This window comes from Mesorhizobium zhangyense, assembly GCF_011045115.1.
Lineage (GTDB): Bacteria > Pseudomonadota > Alphaproteobacteria > Rhizobiales > Rhizobiaceae > Mesorhizobium_M > Mesorhizobium_M zhangyense.
The window spans coordinates 97,987-118,479 of record NZ_JAAKZG010000009.1 but is presented as its reverse complement, the minus strand read 5'-3'; the positions used below and the strand labels follow the sequence as shown (position 1 = coordinate 118,479).

The 20,493-nt window shown below is 62.2% G+C and carries 11 protein-coding genes; 2 read left to right on the top strand and 9 right to left on the bottom strand.

Going from position 1 to position 20,493, the window contains the following annotated elements:
* Nucleotides 1-282 precede the first annotated feature (282 nt).
* Genes G6N74_RS20275 through G6N74_RS20250 form a run of 6 tightly spaced genes read right to left on the bottom strand, consistent with a single transcriptional unit; the run spans nt 283 to nt 7,422 of the window.
* Nucleotides 283-1,908: an AMP-binding protein gene (locus G6N74_RS20275; RefSeq protein WP_165119836.1), complete on the bottom strand. Its 1,626-nt coding sequence runs from the start codon at nt 1,906-1,908 to the stop codon at nt 283-285.
* A gap of 6 nt (nt 1,909-1,914) precedes the next feature.
* Entirely contained in the window at nt 1,915-3,072 is a 1,158-nt protein-coding gene (locus G6N74_RS20270) for an acyl-CoA dehydrogenase family protein (protein WP_165119835.1), read from the bottom strand.
* A 1-nt stretch (nt 3,073) separates the two neighbouring features.
* A complete protein-coding gene (locus tag G6N74_RS20265) occupies nt 3,074-3,886 on the bottom strand; it encodes an enoyl-CoA hydratase family protein (RefSeq protein ID WP_165119834.1) in 813 nt (270 codons plus the stop codon).
* Nucleotides 3,879-4,367 (bottom strand): MarR family winged helix-turn-helix transcriptional regulator, encoded by a 489-nt coding sequence (locus G6N74_RS20260; RefSeq protein ID WP_165119833.1) that lies wholly within the window; start codon nt 4,365-4,367, stop codon nt 3,879-3,881. Before G6N74_RS20260 ends, G6N74_RS20265 begins: the two co-directional genes overlap by 8 nt.
* Nucleotides 4,364-5,125 carry an SDR family NAD(P)-dependent oxidoreductase gene (locus G6N74_RS20255; protein ID WP_165119832.1) on the bottom strand — a complete coding sequence of 254 codons (762 nt, stop codon included), beginning with the start codon at nt 5,123-5,125 and terminating at the stop codon, nt 4,364-4,366. The genes G6N74_RS20260 and G6N74_RS20255 overlap by 4 nt, the downstream gene beginning before the upstream one ends.
* Nucleotides 5,122-7,422 (bottom strand): bifunctional salicylyl-CoA 5-hydroxylase/oxidoreductase, encoded by a 2,301-nt coding sequence (locus tag G6N74_RS20250; protein WP_165119831.1) that lies wholly within the window; start codon nt 7,420-7,422, stop codon nt 5,122-5,124. The genes G6N74_RS20255 and G6N74_RS20250 overlap by 4 nt, the downstream gene beginning before the upstream one ends.
* Before the next feature lie 213 nt (nt 7,423-7,635).
* Here G6N74_RS20250 and G6N74_RS20245 point away from each other — a divergent pair, with 213 nt between their 5' ends.
* Nucleotides 7,636-8,466: a hormone-sensitive lipase gene (locus G6N74_RS20245; protein ID WP_165119830.1), complete on the top strand. Its 831-nt coding sequence runs from the start codon at nt 7,636-7,638 to the stop codon at nt 8,464-8,466.
* A 47-nt stretch (nt 8,467-8,513) separates the two neighbouring features.
* Nucleotides 8,514-8,750 carry an Lrp/AsnC ligand binding domain-containing protein gene (locus G6N74_RS20240; RefSeq protein ID WP_165119829.1) on the top strand — a complete coding sequence of 79 codons (237 nt, stop codon included), beginning with the start codon at nt 8,514-8,516 and terminating at the stop codon, nt 8,748-8,750.
* A gap of 45 nt (nt 8,751-8,795) precedes the next feature.
* On the opposite strand, the gene G6N74_RS20235 is transcribed toward G6N74_RS20240, so the two are convergent.
* The 3 genes from G6N74_RS20235 to G6N74_RS20225 form a co-directional block, all read right to left on the bottom strand.
* Nucleotides 8,796-9,560 carry a heme ABC transporter permease gene (locus G6N74_RS20235; RefSeq protein ID WP_165119828.1) on the bottom strand — a complete coding sequence of 255 codons (765 nt, stop codon included), beginning with the start codon at nt 9,558-9,560 and terminating at the stop codon, nt 8,796-8,798.
* Between the two features lie 82 nt (nt 9,561-9,642).
* Entirely contained in the window at nt 9,643-11,418 is a 1,776-nt protein-coding gene (locus G6N74_RS20230; RefSeq protein WP_165119827.1) for a glucan ABC transporter ATP-binding protein/ permease, read from the bottom strand.
* 244 nt (nt 11,419-11,662) lie between these two features.
* Nucleotides 11,663-20,215 (bottom strand): glycoside hydrolase family 94 protein, encoded by an 8,553-nt coding sequence (locus G6N74_RS20225; RefSeq protein ID WP_165119826.1) that lies wholly within the window; start codon nt 20,213-20,215, stop codon nt 11,663-11,665.
* Nucleotides 20,216-20,493 lie beyond the last annotated feature (278 nt).

The window sequence follows — 20,493 nt, the reverse complement described above, 5'->3', positions numbered from 1 at the left end:
CTTTGAAGACGTGCTCGCCGCCCATTTTCCAGCCCTGGTCCGGTCCTACAGAAGAGCGCCAATTCCAACAAGCCTCCCAGCTTGAAACGAACCGCACTCCGTTTTCGGCGATCCTCCTTTGCCGATATTTCGCCGGCGGCGGGTTTAAACCCTTGTTTCCGGCATCTCTAAACAACCAGCCTCAGACAGGCAGAGAAATCAACAGGCTTTTGCGTCATTCGACCAGCGAAAACAGGTGACGAAAGGGAAGCTGATCGATGATGCAGCATGCCCTTGCGCCTCTCAATTGACGGCCCTGCCGCGCAGCGCGAAACGCTGGATCTTGCCCGTTGCTGTCTTGGGAAGAGCGTCGACAAACTTGACCGAGCGCGGATATTTGTAAGGCGCGATCACCTGCTTGACGTGATCCTGCAGCGCCTTGATGGTCGCGGCATCCGCCGGCACATCCGCCACCAGCACGATATGCGCCTGCACGATCTGGCCGCGTTCCAGGTCTTCGGCGCCTACTACAGCGCATTCGGAAACGAAATCATGGCTGAGGAGCGCTGCCTCGACTTCCGGCCCGGCTATGTTGTAGCCGGCGGAAATAATCATGTCGTCGGAGCGGGCGGCGAAATGAAAATAGCCGGCCTCGTCCTGGTAGAAGGAATCGCCGGTCAGGTTCCAGCCGTCGCGGACATATTTCGCCTGCCGCTTGTCGGCGAGATAGCGGCAACCGGTCGGCCCACGCACCGCAAGCCTGCCGATCTCGCCGCGCGGCATCTCGTTCATTTCGTCATCGACGATCTTCGCCTGATAGCCGCCGACCGGCTTGCCGGTGGAACCGGGGGCGGAATCGCCGAGCCGGTTGGAAATGAAGATATGCAGCATCTCGGTCGCGCCGATGCCGTCGAGCATCGGCTTGCCGGTCTTCTTCATCCAGGCATCGTAGATCGGCGCGGGCAGGGTTTCACCCGCCGAAACCGCAATGCGCAGCGAACTCAAATCGGCGCCCTCCTCCATCGCTGCCAGCATGACGCGGTAGGCAGTCGGCGCGGTGAAGCTGATGGTCGCCTTGTAGGTCTCGATGATCTCGATCATCTTCGGCGGCGTCGCCTGTTCGAGCAGGGTTGCGGCGGCCCCGAAGCGCAGCGGGAAGATCGCCAGTCCGCCAAGGCCGAAGGTGAAGGCGAGCGGCGGCGAGCCGACGAAGATATCGTCCGGCGTCACCGCCAGGACTTCCTTGGCGTAGGCGTCGGCGATGATCAGCAGGTCGCGATGGAAATGCATCGTCGCCTTGGGCTCGCCGGTCGTACCGGAGGTGAAGCCGAGCAGCGCGACATCGTCGCGGCCGGTCGGCACGGCTGCAAACTTCACCGGCTTGTCCAGCGCAATGCGGTCGAGTTCGGCGTCATGATTGGCAGTGCCGTCGAAGCCGATGACCTTTTTCAGGAAGCGGCTGTCCTTGGCGCAGGCGACGAGTTCGTCCTTGATGCGCGTGTCGCAGAGCGCAAACTCGACCTCGGCCTTGTCGATGATCTGGCCGAGTTCGCCGGCGCGCAGCATCGGCATGGTGTTGACGACGACGGCACCCGCCTTGGTGGCGGCGAGCCAGCAGGCGACCATGGCAGGATTGTTGGCCGAGCGGATCAGAACGCGATTTCCGGGCTTTACGCCGTAATTCTCGACCAGCGCATGGGCGATGCGGTTCGACCAGTCGGTGAGTTCCTTGTAGGTGCGGCGGCGGCCATTGCCGATCAGCGCGGTATGGTCGCCAAAGCCCTTGGCGACCATCGCGTCGGTGAGTTCGACGCCGGCATTCAGGACTTGCGGGTAGTCGAAGCCGTCGAGCAATAGTTCCGGCCACTCATCCTCCGGCGGCAGGTTGTCACGTGTGAAAGTGTCGGTATGCGCCGATGGTCCCAGCATTTGTTATTATCCCCTCGCCAGTGTTTGCCTGGCTATTATGATTTTCTGCACGTCCGACGCGCCCTCATAGATGCGCAGCGCCCGGATTTCGCGATAAAGGCTCTCGACGACGCTGCCCTTGCGCACGCCGTCGCCGCCATGGATCTGCACCGCCTTGTCGATCACGCTCTGGGCGCGGTCGGTGGCGTAAAGCTTGGCCATCGCCGCCTCGCGGCTGACGCGGGCAGCGCCTGAATCCTTCAGCCATGCGGCGCGGTAGACGAGGAGGGCCGCAGCATCGATATCGAGCGCCATGTCGGCGATGTGGCCCTGCACCATCTGCAGTTCCGACATCGGCGCGCCGAACAATTCGCGCGAGGTCGAACGCGCGATGGATTCATCCAGTGCTCTACGGGCAAAGCCGAGTGCCGCCGCCGCGACCGTCGAGCGGAACACGTCGAGCACCGACATGGCGATGCGGAACCCCTCGCCTGGTCTGCCGAGCATGGCCGACTTCGGCACGCGGCAGTTCTGGAATGCGAGGCGCGCCAGTGGATGCGGCGCGATCACTTCCAGCCGCTCGGCAATCGACAGGCCTGGCGTATCGGCGGGAACGATGAACACCGAAATACCCTTCGCGCCCGACCCTTCGCCGGTGCGGGCGAAGACGGTGTAGACATCGGCGATGCCGCCATTGGAGATCCAGGTTTTTTCACCGTCGAGCACGTAAGAGTCGCCGTCCTCGCGTGCTGCGAGATCGAGATTGGCGACGTCCGAGCCGGATTTCGGCTCGCTCAGCGCAAAGGCCGAAAGCGCCTTGCCGGCGCGGGTTTTGGTCAGCCATTCGCGTTTCTGCTCGGGCGTGCCGAACAGCGAAATCGCGCCGGTTCCGAGCCCCTGCATGGCGAAGGAGAAATCGGCAAGCCCATCATGACGCGCCAATGTTTCGCGGATGATGCAGAGGCTGCGAACGTCGAGCCCGCTTTCGGCATTTTCGGGATCGACGGCCGAATGGGTCAGCCAGCCACCTTCGCCCAGTTTTGCGACCAGTTCGCGGCAGGCCGCATCGACATCGCCGTGGTCGCCATGCCTGATATTGGCCGCGGCCCAGGCTTCCAGCGCATCAGCCAGCGCCCGGTGACGATCTTCAAAAAACGGCCAGTCGAGAAAGCTGCGGTCCGGCATCTCAATCGCCCTGGAAAACGGGTTTCTGGTGCGCGACGAAAGCGTCGTAAGCGCGCTTGAAGTCCAGCGTCTGCATGCAGATCGCCTGCGCCTGCGCTTCGGCCTCGATGGCCTGCTCGATCGACATCGACCATTCCTGATTGAGCATGGTCTTGGTCATCATGTGACCGAAATTCGGGCCGTCGGCGAGGCGTTTCGCCAGCGCCAGTGCCTCGGCGTCGAGCGATGCGGGCTCGACGATGCGATTATAAAAGCCCCAGCGCTCGCCTTCCTCCGCGCTCATGCTGCGGCCGGTGTAGAGCAGCTCGGACGCTCGCCCCTGCCCGATGATGCGCGGCAGGATCGCACAAGCGCCCATGTCGCAGCCGGCGAGGCCGACGCGGGTGAATAGGAACGCGGTCTTTGCCTCAGGCGTGGCAAGGCGAATGTCGGAAGCCATGGCGATGATAGCGCCGGCACCGACGCAGACGCCATCGACAGCGGCGATGATCGGCTTGCCGCAATGCACCATCGCCTTGATGAGATCGCCGGTCATGCGGGTGAAGCGCAGCAGACCCTTCATGTCCATATCGAGCAGCGGGCCGATAATGTCGTGGACATCGCCGCCGGAGCAGAAATTGCCGCCGTTCGAGCCGAACACCACGGCCTTGATGTCGTCGGCATAGGCGAGCGCGCGGAACGCGTCGCGCAGTTCGGCATAGCTGTCGAAGGTCAGCGGGTTCTTGCGCTCCGGCCGGTCGAGCGTGATGACGGCGACGCCGTCTTCGACGCGCCAGCGGAAATGTTTCGCGACGTATCCCGCCATGTCAGTCATCGCCATTCACCTTTGCTGTCAGTTTCGGCGAATTGCCGATTGTATCGAGATGGCCGATCATCTGCTCGCAGGCTTCCGGCGGCAGTTCTTCCAGAATGGCGCTGACCCATGTCGCATGCGCCGCCGCCATTTTGGAAAACTCCTCGTTGCCCTTCTTGGTCAGCCGAACCAGCGTCGCGCGCTTGTCGCCTGCCACCGGCACGCGCAGAACCAGACCGTCGGTCACCAGGCGCTCGATGATGCCGGTGACGTTGCCGTTGGAGACGCGAAGGGCGGCTGAAAGCTCGCTCATCTTCAGCCCGTCCTCGAAACGGTAGAGTGCTGCCAGCACGTCGAAGCGCGGCAAGGTCGTGTCGAACTCGACGCGCAGGTTCTCGCGCACCGTCGCTTCAACCAGCCTCGTCGCCTTGAGCAATCGCAGCCAGACACGCAGGCGCTGCCTGGCCGTGTCGGGAGCTTCGCCCGGTTGCGGCATGCTCATACTTCGCCTCCCGAAATGGACAGGGCCTGCCCGGTGACCGAAGCCGAATGCGGCCCGCAGAGATAGAGCACGCTCTGCGCCACCTCTTCCGGCAACACGAAACGGCGCTGGGGACTGGTCTTCGTCAGCGTGGCAATGGCCTCGTCGCGGCTCTTGCCGGTCTTTTCGACGATCGTCTCGATCGAGCGTTCGAGCATCGGCGTCAGCGTGAAGCCGGGGCAGACGGCGTTGACGGTGATGGCGGTATCGGCGAATTCCAGCGCCAGCGAGCGCGTCAACCCGAGGACGCCGTGCTTGGCGGCACTGTAGGCCGAAACATAGGCATAGCCTTTCAGGCTGGAGGTCGAGGCGATCGCGATCAACCGGCCCTGCTTGCGCTTCATCATGCCGGCAAGTGCTTGCTGGAAGGTCAGGAAAACGCTGGTCAAATTGACATCCAGCATCTGCCGCCACAGATCGAGGCTGGTGCGATGGAAGGGAGCGCTTTCGGCAGCGCCGGCATTGGCGACGACGATGTCCAGCTCGCCGACTTCGCTGGTAATGCGCTTGAACAGCGCCTTCACCGACGCCTCGTCGGTCACATCGGCGGTCATGGCGAGCATACCCGGCGAGGTCGCAGCCAACTCGGCCAGCGGTTCCATGCGGCGTCCGGATATCACGACGGTGGCGCCGGCGTCAGCGAGCGCGCGCGCGATCGCAGCGCCCATTCCCGAGCCGCCGCCCGTCACCAATGCCCGCTTTCCAGAAAGGTCGCTCATACCGCGCGATCCTGTGCCGCCATCTCGGCGGCGCGTTCGGCTAGGCGGCGAATCTGGTCGCCACCGGGCTGATAGGGGGCGGGCCATGCCTCGACCGTGTCGCCAAGAGAGGCCGCCGCGCGCAGTGTCCAATAGGGATCGGTCAGATGCGGACGGGCCAGACAGACGAGATCGGCGCGTCCGGCGAGCAGGATCGAGTTGACGTGGTCGGGCTCGTAGATGTTCCCGACAGCCATGGTCGCCATGCCGGTTTCGTTGCGAATGCGGTCGGAGAACGGCGTCTGGAACATGCGGCCATAGACCGGGCGGGCAAGCTCGGTGGTCTGGCCGGCGGATACGTCGCAAATGTCGACGCCAGCCTGCTGGAACATCTTCGCAATTTCGACCGCTTCCTGCGGCGTCACGCCCTTGTCGCCGACCCAGTCATTGGCCGAGATGCGTACCGAGATAGGCTTTTCGCGCGGCCAGACTTCGCGGACGGCATGGTAGATTTCCAGCGGATAGCGCATGCGGTTTTCCAGCGAGCCGCCATAGTCGTCGGTGCGGTTGTTGGTCACCGGCGTGATGAAGGACGACAGCAGGTAGCCGTGTGCTGCGTGGATTTCGAGCATGTCGAAGCCGCAGCGATCCGCCATTTCGGCAGCCGCCACGAACTGGTCGCGGACAAGATCCATGTCGGCGCGCGTCATCGCCTTTGGCGTCTGGTTTTCAGAAGACCAAGGTTGCTCCGAAACCGACATCAGCGGCCAGTTGCCGTCTTTCAACGGCTTGTCCGTGCCTTCCCAGCCGACGCGGGTGGAACCCTTGCGGCCGGAATGGCCGATCTGGGCGCAGATTTTTGCCACGGTCTCGGTGTGGACGAAATCGACGATGCGCTTCCACGCGACTTCATGTTCCGGCGCATAGAAACCGGGGCAGCCGGGCGTGATGCGGCCTTCGGGGCTGACGCAGGTCATCTCTATATAGAGCAGCCCAGCCCCGCCCTTGGCGCGTTCGCCGTAATGGATCAGATGCCAGTCTGTCGGCGTGCCGTCGACGGCCTTGTACTGCGCCATCGGCGAGACGACGACGCGGTTCTTCAGCTCCATGTCGCGCAGCTTGAACGGTGCGAACATCGGCGCCCGGCGGGTGCCTTGCGGCGCACCGGCCGTTTCCTGGAACCAGCCTTCGGCACTTTCCAGCCAGGCCTTGTCGCGCAGGCGCAGGTTTTCGTGGCTGATGCGCTGCGAGCGGGTCAGCAGCGAATAGTTGAACTGGACCGGGTCGAGATCGAAATAGCGCTCGACCTCTTCGAACCATTCCAGCGAGTTGCGTGCAGCCGATTGCAGGCGCAGCACCTGGATGCGGCGCTCGTCCTCGTAGCGGGCGAAAGCCTGCTCGAGCGTCTTTTCCGTATGCACCAGCTCGGCAAGGGCGGCAGCACTTTCAAGCGCCAACTTGGTTCCCGATCCGATCGAGAAATGCGCGGTCGCCGCCGCATCGCCCAGCAGCGCGATGTTCTTGTAGGACCAGCGCTTGCACAGCACGCGCGGGAAACTCAGCCAGGCCGAACCGCGAATGTGGTTGGCGTTGGTCATCAGCGCGTGACCGTCGAGATGCTTCGCGAAGATGCGCTGGCAAACCTCGATGCTCTCCTGCTGGCTCATCTCGCCGAAGCCGAACTTTTCCCAGGTCTCGGCGCTGCATTCGACGATGAAAGTCGCCGTGTCGTTGTCGAACTGGTAGGCGTGCGCCCAGACCCAGCCGTGCTCGGTCTCCTCGAATATGAAGGTGAAGGCATCGCCGAATTTCTGATGCGTGCCGAGCCAGACGAATTTGCAGGCGCGCACGTCAATGTCGGGCTCGAACTCGGCGGCGAATTCGCTTCGCGCCTTGGAGTTCAAACCATCGGCAGCGACAACGAGATCATATTCCTCGGCATAGGCAGCAACGCTTTCGACATTGGCCTGGAAGCGGAGCTCGATGCTGAGTTCACGCGCCCGCTCCTGAAGCAGCATCAGAAGCTGCTTGCGGCCGATGCCGCAGAAGCCGTGACCGGTGGAGAGCGTCTTGGTGCCCTTGAAGTGAACCGCGATGTCATCCCAGTAAGCGAAGTGCGAGCGGATGGCGGCGGCACTTACGGGATCGTTGGCGGCAAGATTGGTCAAGGTCTCGTCGGAAAGCACCACACCCCAGCCGAAGGTGTCATCCGGCTTGTTGCGTTCGATGACCACGACCTCGGAAGCCGGATCGCGCAGCTTCATGCTGATTGCGAAGTAGAGGCCGGCTGGCCCTCCCCCGAGACAGGCGATCTTCATCAGCACAAACTCCGATTGACGATGAGAGGATGGCACCCTGTCCCGATAATTTCAAGCATGAAATTTCAAGCTTGAAATTAATCGACGGTTCGCAGAAGCTGCTTCTGGCTGGATCAACGGGCCGGCAGGTTTTCCCCATTGCGGGGCTGCCCGGCGTGATGGTCAATGACGGGATGGTGCGCCGCTGAAGGCGCTTGGTTAGCGAGGCTGGGAATGTCGGCAAATTCGATCACGGACTGGAGCGACGCCTATTCCAATGGGGCCTATATCCCCGACGCCAGTGCGTTTCCCGGCAAATGGCAGGTGATGGCGTCGGCATTCCGCGATGATTTGCGCGCGGCAAACCGCCTGCGCGAAGATATTTCCTACGGCCCGCATGTACGTAACCGCTTCGACCTGTTCCTGCCGGAAGGCACGCCCAAGGGGCTCGTCGTGTTCGTCCATGGCGGCTACTGGATGTCGTTCGACAAATCGGCCTGGTCGCACCTCGCCCAAGGGTCGCTTGCCCATGGTTATGCGCTGGCAATGCCGTCCTATGTGCTTTGCCCGGAAGCACGGATATCGGACATCACCAGGCAGGTCGGTGCAGCCATAACCGCGGCGGCAAGCGAAGTCGCAGGCCCGATCCATCTCACAGGCCATTCCGCCGGCGGCCATCTCGTCAGCCGCATGAATACTTCGAGCTCTCCGCTCCGCGCCGACGTGCTCGCACGGCTCAAGAAGACGGTGTCGATCTCGGGCCTGCACGATCTGCGGCCGCTGATGAAAACGAAGATGAACGAGACCCAGCGCCTGGACCTCGCCGAAGCGCGTGCGGAAAGTGCCGCCCTGCTCGAACCGCTCGACGGCATCGATATCACCTGCTGGGTCGGTTCGGCCGAGCGCCCTGAATTCCGGCGGCAGAACGCGCTTCTGGAAAATCTCTGGAGCGGTTTCGATGTCAGCGTGTCGAGCGTGGAAGACCCCGGCACGCATCATTTCGACGTTATCGACGGGCTTGCCGATCCCGACCACAGGCTGGTGCGGACCCTGCTCGGCGTGTAAAGAAGGCTCGCGGGCATCGCCCATCATACGAAGTATCCGGAGGTTCCATGCAAACCGTATTCGTCCAGCTGCAATGCACGCCCGGCCAGACCTATGCCGTGGCCGACCAGCTTTACGAGCGCGAGGTGGCTTCCGAACTGTATTCGACCAGCGGCGACTACGATCTGCTGATGAAGGTCTATATCGAGGACGATGTCGATATCGGCAAATTCATCAACGAGAACGTCGCCAATGTGCCGGGCATCGTACGCTCGCTGACGACGCTGACGTTCAAGGCGTTCTGAAGCTGCTGCGATCTTGATTCAAGGTCGCAATCCAACCCACTGTTTTCAGGCAGGTTTCCGGTCGGCGCGGCGCGCTGCGATATAGCGCATCGCGGTCACGCGGCGGCGCATGATCTCGGTGCGCATCGCCATCAGGTGCAGCGTGAAGAACAGCACGGTGAAGCCAAGCGCCATGATCAGGAGTGGCCAGAGCAGGCTCGGATGGATGGTGGGGCCGCCGAGGCGGAATACCGATGCCGGCTGATGCAGCGTGTTCCACCAGTCGACAGAGAATTTGATGATCGGGATGTTGATGAAGCCGACCAGCGTGATGATGGCGGCAGCGCGCGCCGAGCGTGCGGGATCGTCGAGCGCACGCGTCAACGCGATGATGCCGAGATACATCAGGAACAGGATGAAGACCGAGGTCAGCCGCGCGTCCCACACCCACCAGGTGCCCCACATGGGCTTGCCCCAGATCGAGCCGGTGATCAACGCCAGCGCGGTGAAGGCCGCGCCGATAGGCGCTGCGGCCTTGAGCGAGACATCGGCGAGCGGATGTCGCCAGACCAGAGTCCCAAGTGCAGCCAACGCCATCAGCGAGTAGCACATCATCGCAATCCAGGCGAAAGGCACGTGGATGTACATGATGCGGACGGTGGTGCCCTGCTGGTAATCCTCGGGCGCGGCAAAGCCGAGATAGAGGCCGAAGGCCAGCAGGAGAATCGAAAGACCCGCCAGCCAGGGCACAAGCCGGTCGGCAAGCGCCAGGAAGCGGGTCGGATTGGCAAGATCAATGAAGCGGCCGGGCCGCGCGCTCGTGTCACTCATGGTGTTTAATTAGCCCGGTCCGAGCGTCCGGGCAATGCGGGAGGTCGCCGCAGGACGACCTCCCATAGTTCTATTCGACCAATCAGGCCGCAGCAGCGGACTGCGAGACATGGCTGAGGGCGCGCACGTCCTCGTCGGTCAGCAGGCCGCCGGCGCGAAGCAGGCTGGCGAAGCGGCCATTTGTGGCCGACAGTTCGGCGAAGCCACCCATTTCCACGATCCGGCCCTTGTCCATGAAGAGGACCAGGTCGGCATCACGAACCGTGGTGAGACGGTGCGCAATGATGAAGGTGGTGCGCCCCTGGCGAACACCGTCGATCGCTTCCTTGACCCGCGATTCCGTCTCGACATCGAGCGCGCTGGTCGCCTCGTCGAGCACCAGGATGGGCGCGTTCTTGAGGATGGCGCGGGCAATCGCGATACGCTGGCGTTCACCGCCGGAGAGCTGGCCGCCACGCTCACCAACCTTGGTGTCGTAGCCTTCGCTCTTCGACAGGATGAACTCCTGGGCGGACGCAGCTTCAGCAGCCGCATGAACCTCGGCGTAGGTCGCTTCCTCGCGGCCGATGCGGATATTCTCCTCGATCGACCGGTTGAACAGGCCGGCATCCTGGAACACCGTCGCGATCGACTGACGCAGCGACTTCTTGGTGACGGTCTTGACGTCGATACCGTCGATCAGGATGCGGCCTTCCTGCGGCGTGTGGACACGCTGGAGCATATTGATCAGCGTGGTCTTGCCGGCACCGGTCGGGCCGACGATGGCAACCGTCTGACCAGCCTGGACTTCAAACGAGACGTCCTGCAGCCCCTGCCCCGAATTCGGGAACTCGAAGCTGACATCCTCGAAGCGGATGTGGCCGGTGATGTTGTTCATCTCGCGCAGGCCTTCCGGCTCCTTGCGGTCAGCCACGGAGTCTTCCAGTTCATAGAAGGCTTCCAGCTTGGCGCGGGAGTCGAAGATCTGGTTGGCAAACTGCGAGATCTGGTCAAGACGGCTGATCAGCAGCGTCGCGAAGCCGATGAAGGCAACGATATCGCCGATGCGCAATTCGCCGCGTGAAACCAGCAAGGCACCGATCATCAGCACGACCATCATCGAGATCGTCGAGGCAAGGCGGTTGAGCGCGCTTGCCAGCGCCCACCAGTCGAGCACCGGATACTGTGCCTGGATCAGATCGCCGACATGCTTGCGCAGCCGCTGGGCTTCCTCGCTGAAGCGATTGTAGCTCTGCAGCACGGCAACGTTGTTGACCGAGTCCGTCACATGCGAGAACACCTCGTGATAGTGGCGTTCCACCTTGGCTTGCCCGTCCTTGGTCTTGTGCATGACGACGCGGCCGATGATGAGGTACAGCGTGCCAAGCACCAGCAGCACCAGCGACATGCGCAGGTCGAGCGAGATGGCAGTGGGAATGAGCAGCAGCAGCGCCACGGCGGTGGTCAGGTGCGTGCGCATGAATTCAAGCCAGAGGCTGAACAGCGTTTCTACCGCACGGAGCATCGTGTGCAGGGCGTTGGACGTACCCCGCACCTGATGCCACGACAGCGGCATGGTGATGACGCGCTCAAAAGACTCGCAAAGCACGCCGGCACGGCGGGCATGGGCCAGCCGGTCAGCGCCACGAGCGACGAGCACATAAGCGAGAATGTTGAATGCCCCGAGCCCGGCCCAGAGCATCAGCGTTGAGAAAACCTCGCGCTTGTCGGAAATGGCATCGATGACACGGCCGAACATGATTGGTTCGGCAATGGTTACGATAGCCAGGACGACATTGGCCGCGCAGATGAAAAATACACGCTTTTTTTCGGTAGAAAGATACCGAAGTGCGCGGAAGTAGATTTCAAGCAATGACACGAAACTCACTCCGTGAGAACAAAAACCGTGCAGCGCTCCATTGCTCGTCCCAACATTGTCTGCTGCACCGCAAGACAATGTTCACATACAGCCTCAGTTCCATTTTTTCGAAACAACATCGGGCAACGCCCCGTAATCTGCCGTGATCGCCTAAGGAATTGAGTTTTAATGAAAAATGGCACCGTTACGGCAAAATCATGGCAGATGATTTAACCTTGGTTCCGACCTGGAAATATTCTTTTCTTCAGGACGGAATCCGAACAGTCACCTCATTCTCGCCAGTCGTTCGCAACTCGAACGAGGCACCTTTCGATCGCTTTCCATTGACGTCGACCGTCACCGCTTTCGCGGTTTTGTCGCGCGTCACACGGATGCGGTAAATACAGCCTCCAATATGAACGGTAGCTGAATAACCGTCCCATTCGCTCGGCAAAACAGGATCAATCGTAAGGCGCGAGCCACGTTTGCGGATTCCGAGGATGCTTTCCACCGCTGCACGGTATAGCCAGCCGGCAGAGCCGGTGTACCAGGTCCAGCCGCCACGGCCGCCCTTTTCGCCTTCGGAATAGACATCGGCGGCGACCACATAGGGTTCGACGCGATAGCGTTCGGCACCGTCCTCATCCTGCGCGTGGTTGACCGGATTGAGCATGCTGAAGCAGCGCCAGGCGTCGTCTGCCCGCCTCATTTCGGCCAGCGCGATGACAAACCAAGTCGCGGCATGGGTATATTGGCCGCCATTTTCGCGCACGCCCGGCGGATAACTTTTTATGTAACCGGGATTCTTTTCGGTTTTCGAGAAGGGCGGCGTGAAGAGTTTGACGATCTGGAGGTCGTCATCGACCAATTGCTTGATCGCCGAGTCCATAGCCGTCTTCGACCTTACAGGGTCGCCTTCGCCCGAAAGCACGCTCCAGGACTGGGCGATGGAATCGATCTGGCATTCGTCGGAACTGCGCGAACCGAGCGGGGTGCCGTCGTCAAACGAGCCACGGCGATACCACTCACCATCCCAGCCGGCCGTCTCCAGCGCCTGTTTCAGGCTGCGCGCGTGCTTTTCCCACTTGTTGGCGCGCTTGGTGTCGCCCTGCTCGCGGGCGACCGGCGCGAAGTCGCCGATGGTCTTCAGGAGGAACCAGCCGAGCCAGACGCTCTCGCCCCTGCCCTCCTCGCCGACCCGGTTCATGCCGTCGTTCCAGTCGCCGCCCAGGATCAACGGCAGGCCGTTGGCTCCGGTGCGCTGGATGGCGAGATCGAGCGCGCGGGCGCAATGCTCATAAAGCGTAGCCGATTTCTTCGACTTCTCGGGCGTGAAGAACGCATCGTGTTCGCCGTCGTGCAAGGCCGGCCCTTCGATGAAGGGAATGCTCTCCTTGAGGATGGATGCGTCGCCGGTGACATTGACATAATGCGCCGTCGCATAGCCCAGCCAGACAACATCGTCGGAAATCCGGGTGCGGACGCCCGCATCCGTGCGCGGCAGCCACCAATGCTGGACATCGCCTTCCACGAACTGCCGGCGCGCGGCATTCAGGATCTGGTCATATGCCAGCTGCGGATCATGCATGAGCAGCGCCAGCGTGTCCTGCAGCTGGTCGCGGAAGCCGAAGGCGCCGCTTGCCTGGTAGAATGCGGAGCGTGCGCGAATGCGGCAGGCGACGCTCTGGTAAGGCAGCCAATGGTTGACCATGGCGTTCAGCGCCGCGTCGGGCGTCTCGACCTGGATCGTGTCGAGGAAGCCGCGCCATTCCTTGTCGTTCTCGGCCAACCGTTTGTCGAAATCGCGCTTGCGATGCTTGGCGACGAAGGTGCTGGCCTCTTCCGGCGAACCGGCATCGCCGAGCAGGAAGAGGATCGTGACCTCGCCACCCGCGGGTATTTCGATGTCGCGCGCGATCGCCGCGCACGGGTCGGTGCCAGCCTCGACCTTGCCGGACAGCGCCAGCCCGCCGGTCACGACATGCGGCGCCTCGGCGGTGCCGTTTCTGCCGATGAACTCGCTGCGATCGGTCGTCACCGACTGTGCGTCGCCATCGCTCGCCAGGAAGGCGACACGATCGCCGAAGTCCAGGCTGTAGGCGTTCTTCGCCAGAAGCGCGCCGGTCGCCGCATCCTGCGAGGGTACGATCGTCGGGGCGGATTTCGCGCGATTGGTGCCGAGCACCCATTCGGCATAGGCATAGATGCGCAGCCTGGCCGGCACCGCACCGGAATTGCGGAGACGCAACCGCGAAATCTTCACCGGGTCCGCCGGATCGACGACCTGCGTGACTTCGGCGAAAAGCGAGCCGCGGGTCGCGCTGAAGACTGAGAGGCCCTGCCCGTGGCGGGCCTCGTAGACGATCGACGGATCGCGCAACACGCCGGCGAAAGGCGAGAACGCCTTCCCGCTGGCAAGGTCGTGGATATAGATCGCCTCGCCGGGACGGTTGCTGACCGGGTCGTTGGACCACGGCGTGAGCTGGAAGTCGCGGCTGTTGCGGCTCCAGGTGAAGGATGCGCCTTCGGCTGAGGTGTGGAAGCCGAACGACGCGTTGGAAATGACGTTGATCCACGGCTGCGGTGTCGACTTCTGCCCGCCAAGCCGCACGACATAGTCGCGGCCGTCGCGGTCGAAACCGCCAAAGCCGTTCCACAAAGTGAGGCCCTTGCCGCTGGCGATGACGGGCTTGCGCGAGGGTGCTGTCGGCTGCGCTTCTGCGGAAGCGTCGGTCAGGACCAAGGCTTCGGCTGCCATCAGCGCATCGCGCGCCTGCAGTGCTGCAGCTTCGGCCCGCTCGATCTGGTCGAAGATTGTACCGTTGCGGGTGTGGAGCGCGACGCGCGCCGAAGCCAGCAGCGTCTTGTAGGATGTCTCGTCCATGAGGTCGCGGCGCACCGCGAAGATATGCTGGCGCGGACCCAGTTCCTTGCCGCGCATGCGGCTGTTGTCGCAGAGCCATTCGATGGACTGCTGCAGATCCTGCACGTAGGAAGACCCCTGTTCATTGACGATCACCAGATCGGCAACGAGGCCGCGCGTGCGCATATATTCCTGGAAGCGCAGCGCTTGCGCGACAATCTCCAGATCGGCAACGTCGCCGATCCTGACCGCGAAGATCGGAAAATCCCCCGAAATCGCCATCGGCCACAGTGCCGACTGACGCCCGAGCCCGGTGGCCACGGTTTCGGCCGGCACGCGCAGGAAGGGATCGGGATAGAGCAGATACCGGGCAAGCTTCTGAACATTGGCAGCGTCGGCAAGGCTGAGGCCGAGATGGCGCGTCTGCACCTGCGAGCGCGTCCATGCCAGCATGGCCTGGCGCGAAAAGCTCTCGGCGTGATCGAGCCGGGTCATCATGCCGTCGATCTCTTCGCGATTGGCGCCGACGATGGTCCAGAAGGTGAGCGACACCTTCTTGTTGGCAGGCACCCGCACGCGGCGGCGCAAGGCCATGACAGGATCGAGCACGAAGCCGGAATGCCCGCCAAGCTTTGCGCCGGGATCGAAGGCGGCAGCGTCAGCGATGGTGCGGCCACGGCCGATAAAGGCGCGGCGATCGGTTTCGGCCTCGGTGTCTCGGGTCAGGCCCGAGGCATCGGTGATGAAATGCGCCGCAGCGATATCGGGCTCGTTTGCCTCGCGCTTGCGCCGCGTGGCGTAGATGGCACTGTTGCTGGCCGATATCTCGGTCTCGACGAACATCTTCGAGAATACAGGATGCGCGCTATCGTTGGCTTCGGGCGCCAGCACCCATTCGGCATACGACGTGACCTCGATGTGGCGGTCGACATTGCCGTCATTGGCAATCGTTATGCGCCGGCCATCGCCATTGCCTTCCGAGACGACGATGCACTCGACCTCGGAGCGCAGCGTGCCGACCGATTTTATGAAGGTTGCCTTGTCGTCGCAGAAAAGCGTCTGGGCGTGTTCAGATTCGGCGCGTTTCGGCTCCGCCGTCGCCGACCACCACTCCCCCGTGTCAATGTCGCGAAGGAAGAGATAGCTGCCGAAACGGTCCTCGGTCGGGTCGGCCTGCCATCTGGTGATCGCGAGATCGTTCCAGCGGCTGTAGCCGGAGCCTGTCGCCGTCACCATTACCGAATAGCGGCCGTTGGACATGAGATTGGTGGAACGCAGCGCGCGCGCGGGCTCGATCACCAGACGTGTATCGGCGCTGTGCTCGACCGTCTCGGCCTTGCCGCGCTCGTCGGCCTCGGTGCGCACCGTGGTCACGGGAATGTCGCGCGGGGCCTTTTCCTGAAGCAGGAGTTCGGCGGCCTCGATCACCGGATCGCTGTGGAACCGGTCACGCATGCGGCCTTCGAAAATGGCGTTGGCGACCGATACGATCGACATGCCCTGATGGTGGGCCATGTAGTTGTAGACGACGGCATGGTCGGTGCCTTCCGGCACGCGCTGCGGCGTGAAGTCGACGGCATCATAATAGCCGTAGCGTCCGAGCGCGCCGATCTTGCGCAGGCGCTCGAGGTTCTGCACCGCCTCATGCGGCATGAACTGTGCGGCCAGCACCGTTGCGTAGGGCGCGATCACCGTGTTGTGCGACAGACCACGCTTCAGACCGAGGCCCGGCACGCCGAAATTGGTGTACTGGTAGGTCATCTCGCGGTCGCGGCCGTTATAGGCGGCTTCCGAAATGCCCCACGGAATGTGCTTCGAGCGGCCATATTGCATCTGGCGGCGGATCACCAGCTTGCTGGTCTGGTTGAGAAGGCCGCCCTGCGGCTCCTTCATCACCAGCGGCGGCATCAAATACTCGAACATCGAGCCCGACCAGGAGATCAGGGCACCCTTGAAGCCGATCTCGACCAGCGGCCGGCCAAGCCTGAACCAATGCTCGGTCGGGATGTCGCCCTTGGCGATGGCGAACAGGCTGGTCAGGCGTGCTTCAGACGCAAGAAGATCGTAGCAGCTTTCGTCGAGCTGATGTTCCTCGACCCGGTAGCCGATGGACAGCAGCTTGCGGTCCTTGCGGAGCAGGAACGAAAAATCCATCTCGAAGGCAAAGCGGCGCGCGCGTTCCTGAAGGCTCTTCAGCTTGGTGCGCAGCGCCTCGATCGACTTCTCGTCGCTGTGGGCATCGTGGACATGCGCTTCGCATGCAGCTTCCAGCTTGGCCGCCCATTCGGTCAGAACCTCGCTTTTCGCGGAGCCGACTTCCGTATGGATGGCGCTTGCCAGCTTGCGGAACTCGCCAGACAGCACTGCCAGATTGATGGTGCGGATCGAAGCCATTTCCGGCTGCTGCTTGATCGTTTCCACCGCGCGGCGCATGCCGTCGATGCGGTCGCGCAGCCGCTGGCGCAGCGGCCGGAGCTGGCGGCGATCGTCGGGCAGTTCGTTGAGGCTCTCGTCGAGAACCGCGACCGCGTCGAGCAGGCCGTCGAAATCGCCCTGGAGATGGACGGATGGCGCCTCCGCCCATTCGGCGCAAGCGGCAGCGACCGCGACGAGATGGCCGGCGAGGTTGCCGCTGTCCACGCTCGATACATAGAGCGGATAGAGCGGCCGCAGCGTCGTGGTATCGTACCAGTTGAATAGATGGCCCTGGTAGCGGCCCATGCGCTCGATCGTGTTCATCGTCTGATCGATACGCTCGGCGGCATCGGCAAGGCTGATCCAGCCGAAATCGCGGGCGGACACGACTGACAGGAGATAGACGCCGATATTGGTCGGCGACGTCCGGGTGGCAACGACAGGATGCGGCGTTTCCTGGAAATTGTCCGGCGGCAGCATGTTGTTGTCGGCATTCACAAAGGTCTCGAAATAAGCCCATGTGCGCCGCGCCACGATGCGCAACCGGTCGACATCGTGCCTGGAAATGCGAAGCCTGTCCTCGGTTTCGGCCGAACGGCTGATGAGCCAGGCGAAAGCCGGCGAGCCGGCCCAGAAGATTGCGAAGAAGAAGGCGACGAAGCTGCCGGTCGAATCCGCAGCCACCGGAATGGCCAGGCCGGCAATGGCGATGATTACCGCGCCGCGCATCATCCTGTAATAAGACAGGAGATCGTTGCCCCCGGTCTTGTGCGCCTGCGAGGCCGTGCGCCATTCGAGCAGGTTTTGCCGGCTGACGAACAGCCGATAAAGCGTGCGCACGATCGCATCGCCCATCATCCAGGCGCTGTGGGCCATCAACACCACGCGCAGCGCCACCATGGCGGTGCCGAAGGCGACATCGCGGGCAATCGCGCTGAAATGGCCGCGCGCGGTCGCATCGCGGCTCTTCGGCATCAACGAGTTCACGATGTCGAAGGTCGGCGCCATGAACAGGCTGAGAATGAGCAAGGCCTGCCATTGCGCGGCCTGCGTGAAGGGCAGCAGCGTCCAGCCGCCGATCGAAGACATGACCCAGAAGATCGGCGTCAACGTGCGGCGCAGATTATCCACCATCTTCCAGCGGGAAAGCGCGGGCACACCCGACTTCGGATCGAAGATGAAGCCCAGAAGCTGCCAGTCGCCGCGCGACCAGCGATGCTGGCGCGACGCGTCGACGGAATAACGCGTCGGATAATCCTCGACCACCTCGACGTCGGTGACCAGCGCCGAACGCGTCAACGCGCCTTCGAGCAGATCGTGGCTGAGGATGGAATTTTCCGAGATGCGGCCGTGCAACGCCGCTTCCATCGCGTCGATATGATAGAGGCCCTTACCGGTGAAAGTGCCATCACCGAACACGTCCTGATACAAATCGGACACGGCAAAAACGTAAGGGTCCAGGCCGCGATTGGCCGAAAACACGCGTTGGAAGAACGAAGCTTCGTCGCCGCTGGTCAGTGTCGGCGTCACGCGCGGCTGCAGGATCGCGTAGCCTGCGGTGATGAGGCGATGGTCGGCATCGAATTCCGGCCGGTTCAGCGGGTGGCACAGCTTGCCCACCAGACGCTTCACCGCATCGCGGGTCATCTTGGTGTCGGCATCAAGCGTCATGACATGGACGACGCCTTCCGGGAGCGGGGCATCCGGCGGCAGGAACGTCGTGTCACCATCGCCGCGCAAAAGCAGGTTCAATTCGTGCAGCTTGCCGCGCTTGCGCTCCCAGCCCATCCAGGTCTTTTGGGAAGGGTTGTAGAGCCGGCGCCGGTGCAGGAGATGAAACAGCGGCGCGCCTTCGACGGGATAGCGCTGGTTGATCTTGGTGATCTCGGCGCGGGCATAATTGAGGATTTCAAGATCGCCGGAGGTCTGCTCGCTTTCGCTGTCGGGCCAATCCGACAGAAGCGCGTAATGTATCTCGCCTTCCATGTTGGCCAGATGATGCACTTCGAGCTGCCGGATGTTCTCCTCGACATCGTCGCGCGACCCGATCAGGGATGGCACCACCACCAGCGTGCGCGCCTCGCCCGGCACGCCCTCCTTGAATTCGTAGCCGACCAGCCGCGTCGGCTTCAGGAACAGAAGCACAATGGTGTTGAAGAACGCCATCGCGCCTTCGCTCGCCGGCACGCAGAACAGGACCAGCATCAGGATGATCGCGGGGGTAGAAAGGCCTATTCCGGCCAATGCAAAACCCGACATCGTGAGAAGCAGAACGGTCAGCGCGAAAACCGGCACGACGATGCCGGCCCAGCCGGTGCTCTTGAAAGCGCGCAGAAGCCTGAGGCCAAAATCCGGCCTGAAGCCGATTTCCTTCTCCAGTTCGAGCCGGCGCGGCCCGACGAGGAAAAATCCGACATCGTTGCAGTTGGCAGCCTTGGGGTCGCCTGGCTCGCCGGCCTGCTCGGCCATGTCGATCGCCTTTTCAGCCACGTCGTATTCGCTGCGCTTGGACCGCCGCGCCAGATCCTCGATCGCCTGGCGATACTGGTCGCGCGACTGGAAATCGAGCGCGCCGAAATTGCTGCGCTCGCGCAGCAGGCCATCGACCGGGCTGACCGACTCGAACCATATCGTCCAGTCGACGTCGTTGAGCAGCCGCAGGCCCTTGATGATATTGCCGGTGGTGACGTTGCCGCTCGACAGCGTCTGGTGTTCCTTGATGATGATTTCTTCGGCGTCGGAGCCGGATTTTTCGAGCTGGTCCTCGAGCCAGACAAGCGCCCTGCCCGAATTCTGCGAACCGTCGCGAAGGCGATGGAGGAGCTGCGTGGCAAAGGTCGTGTCGCGGGCATGCTCAGTGTAGCTCGACAGGATCGTCTTGCGATCGTCACCATCGACGAAAGCGAGCACGCGGTCGGCGACGTCGTTGGCGATCTGGCGCATCTCGTGCGCCCTGTTCACGCGCACGGCAAGCCGGCGCAAATTCTCGATCAGCACAAAGCGCAGCAGCGACGGCAGCGCCCACAATTCGCCGATATGCATCGGCTCGACCGACTGATAGCCGTCGACGAGCGCCTTGAACATGTCGGCCAGAACGGTGCTGTCGGAATGCGCGACATAGACCCAGGCAAGAACCAGCGCGCGCGGCACGACCGCACCGTTGGAAAGCGTCATCGTCGGCAGTTCGCGGTAGAAACGGCGCGGAAGGTCGCGCTTGATCTGGAAGATCGTTTCCTCGACCAGATAATTGTTGTCGAGAAGCCATTGGCCGGCCGGCGTTATGGCGTCGCCCTTCGCCTGCGCTGCATTGGTGGCACGATAGACGGCGAGGATCTTTTCCGCGTTCTCGCGGTTGCGGGCCTGGAAGTCGAAAGGCTTGAGACCGTAGAAGTCGGTCACTTCATTTCGGGCGAGGCTTTCGCCCAATGCCCTCAGGCGGTCTTCTGGAAGATAGTTCGAACGTATGGGTTGCTCGGCAACTGCCGGAAAAATTGCAACTGTCTTTTCCTCCAACGCGGCAGGATCAGTCTGAACGTTCATCAATATTAAATCCGCTCAACAAAAAGGGTGCCGCGTCTCGCAACGCAGCCATTATATGGCCAGAACCATTCGGAATACGATTGGTTGCATCACACGTCGGCTAAAATATTATTTTGCCTTGCAATATGGGCCTTCGCGGAAATGTGTCGGACATTTCCCTGTCAAAAAAATGTCAATTGGATCAACCGATAATGACAGGATGCAAATCCCTGTCTTTTTCGCGATTGCCGCCCGGCGGACGCCTGAAATTTGGCAAAAGAAAATCCGTGCATGTCTCG

Bases quoted from the DNA above. Each gene is read 5' to 3' on its own strand.
- G6N74_RS20275 (WP_165119836.1), bottom strand. From the start codon at position 1,908: ATGCTGGGACCATCGGCGCATACCGACACTTTCACACGTGACAACCTG.
- G6N74_RS20270 (WP_165119835.1), bottom strand. From the start codon at position 3,072: ATGCCGGACCGCAGCTTTCTCGACTGGCCGTTTTTTGAAGATCGTCAC.
- G6N74_RS20265 (WP_165119834.1), bottom strand. From the start codon at position 3,886: ATGACTGACATGGCGGGATACGTCGCGAAACATTTCCGCTGGCGCGTC.
- G6N74_RS20260 (WP_165119833.1), bottom strand. From the start codon at position 4,367: ATGAGCATGCCGCAACCGGGCGAAGCTCCCGACACGGCCAGGCAGCGC.
- G6N74_RS20255 (WP_165119832.1), bottom strand. From the start codon at position 5,125: ATGAGCGACCTTTCTGGAAAGCGGGCATTGGTGACGGGCGGCGGCTCG.
- G6N74_RS20250 (WP_165119831.1), bottom strand. From the start codon at position 7,422: ATGAAGATCGCCTGTCTCGGGGGAGGGCCAGCCGGCCTCTACTTCGCA.
- G6N74_RS20245 (WP_165119830.1), top strand. From the start codon at position 7,636: ATGTCGGCAAATTCGATCACGGACTGGAGCGACGCCTATTCCAATGGG.
- G6N74_RS20240 (WP_165119829.1), top strand. From the start codon at position 8,514: ATGCAAACCGTATTCGTCCAGCTGCAATGCACGCCCGGCCAGACCTAT.
- G6N74_RS20235 (WP_165119828.1), bottom strand. From the start codon at position 9,560: ATGAGTGACACGAGCGCGCGGCCCGGCCGCTTCATTGATCTTGCCAAT.
- G6N74_RS20225 (WP_165119826.1), bottom strand. From the start codon at position 20,215: ATGAACGTTCAGACTGATCCTGCCGCGTTGGAGGAAAAGACAGTTGCA.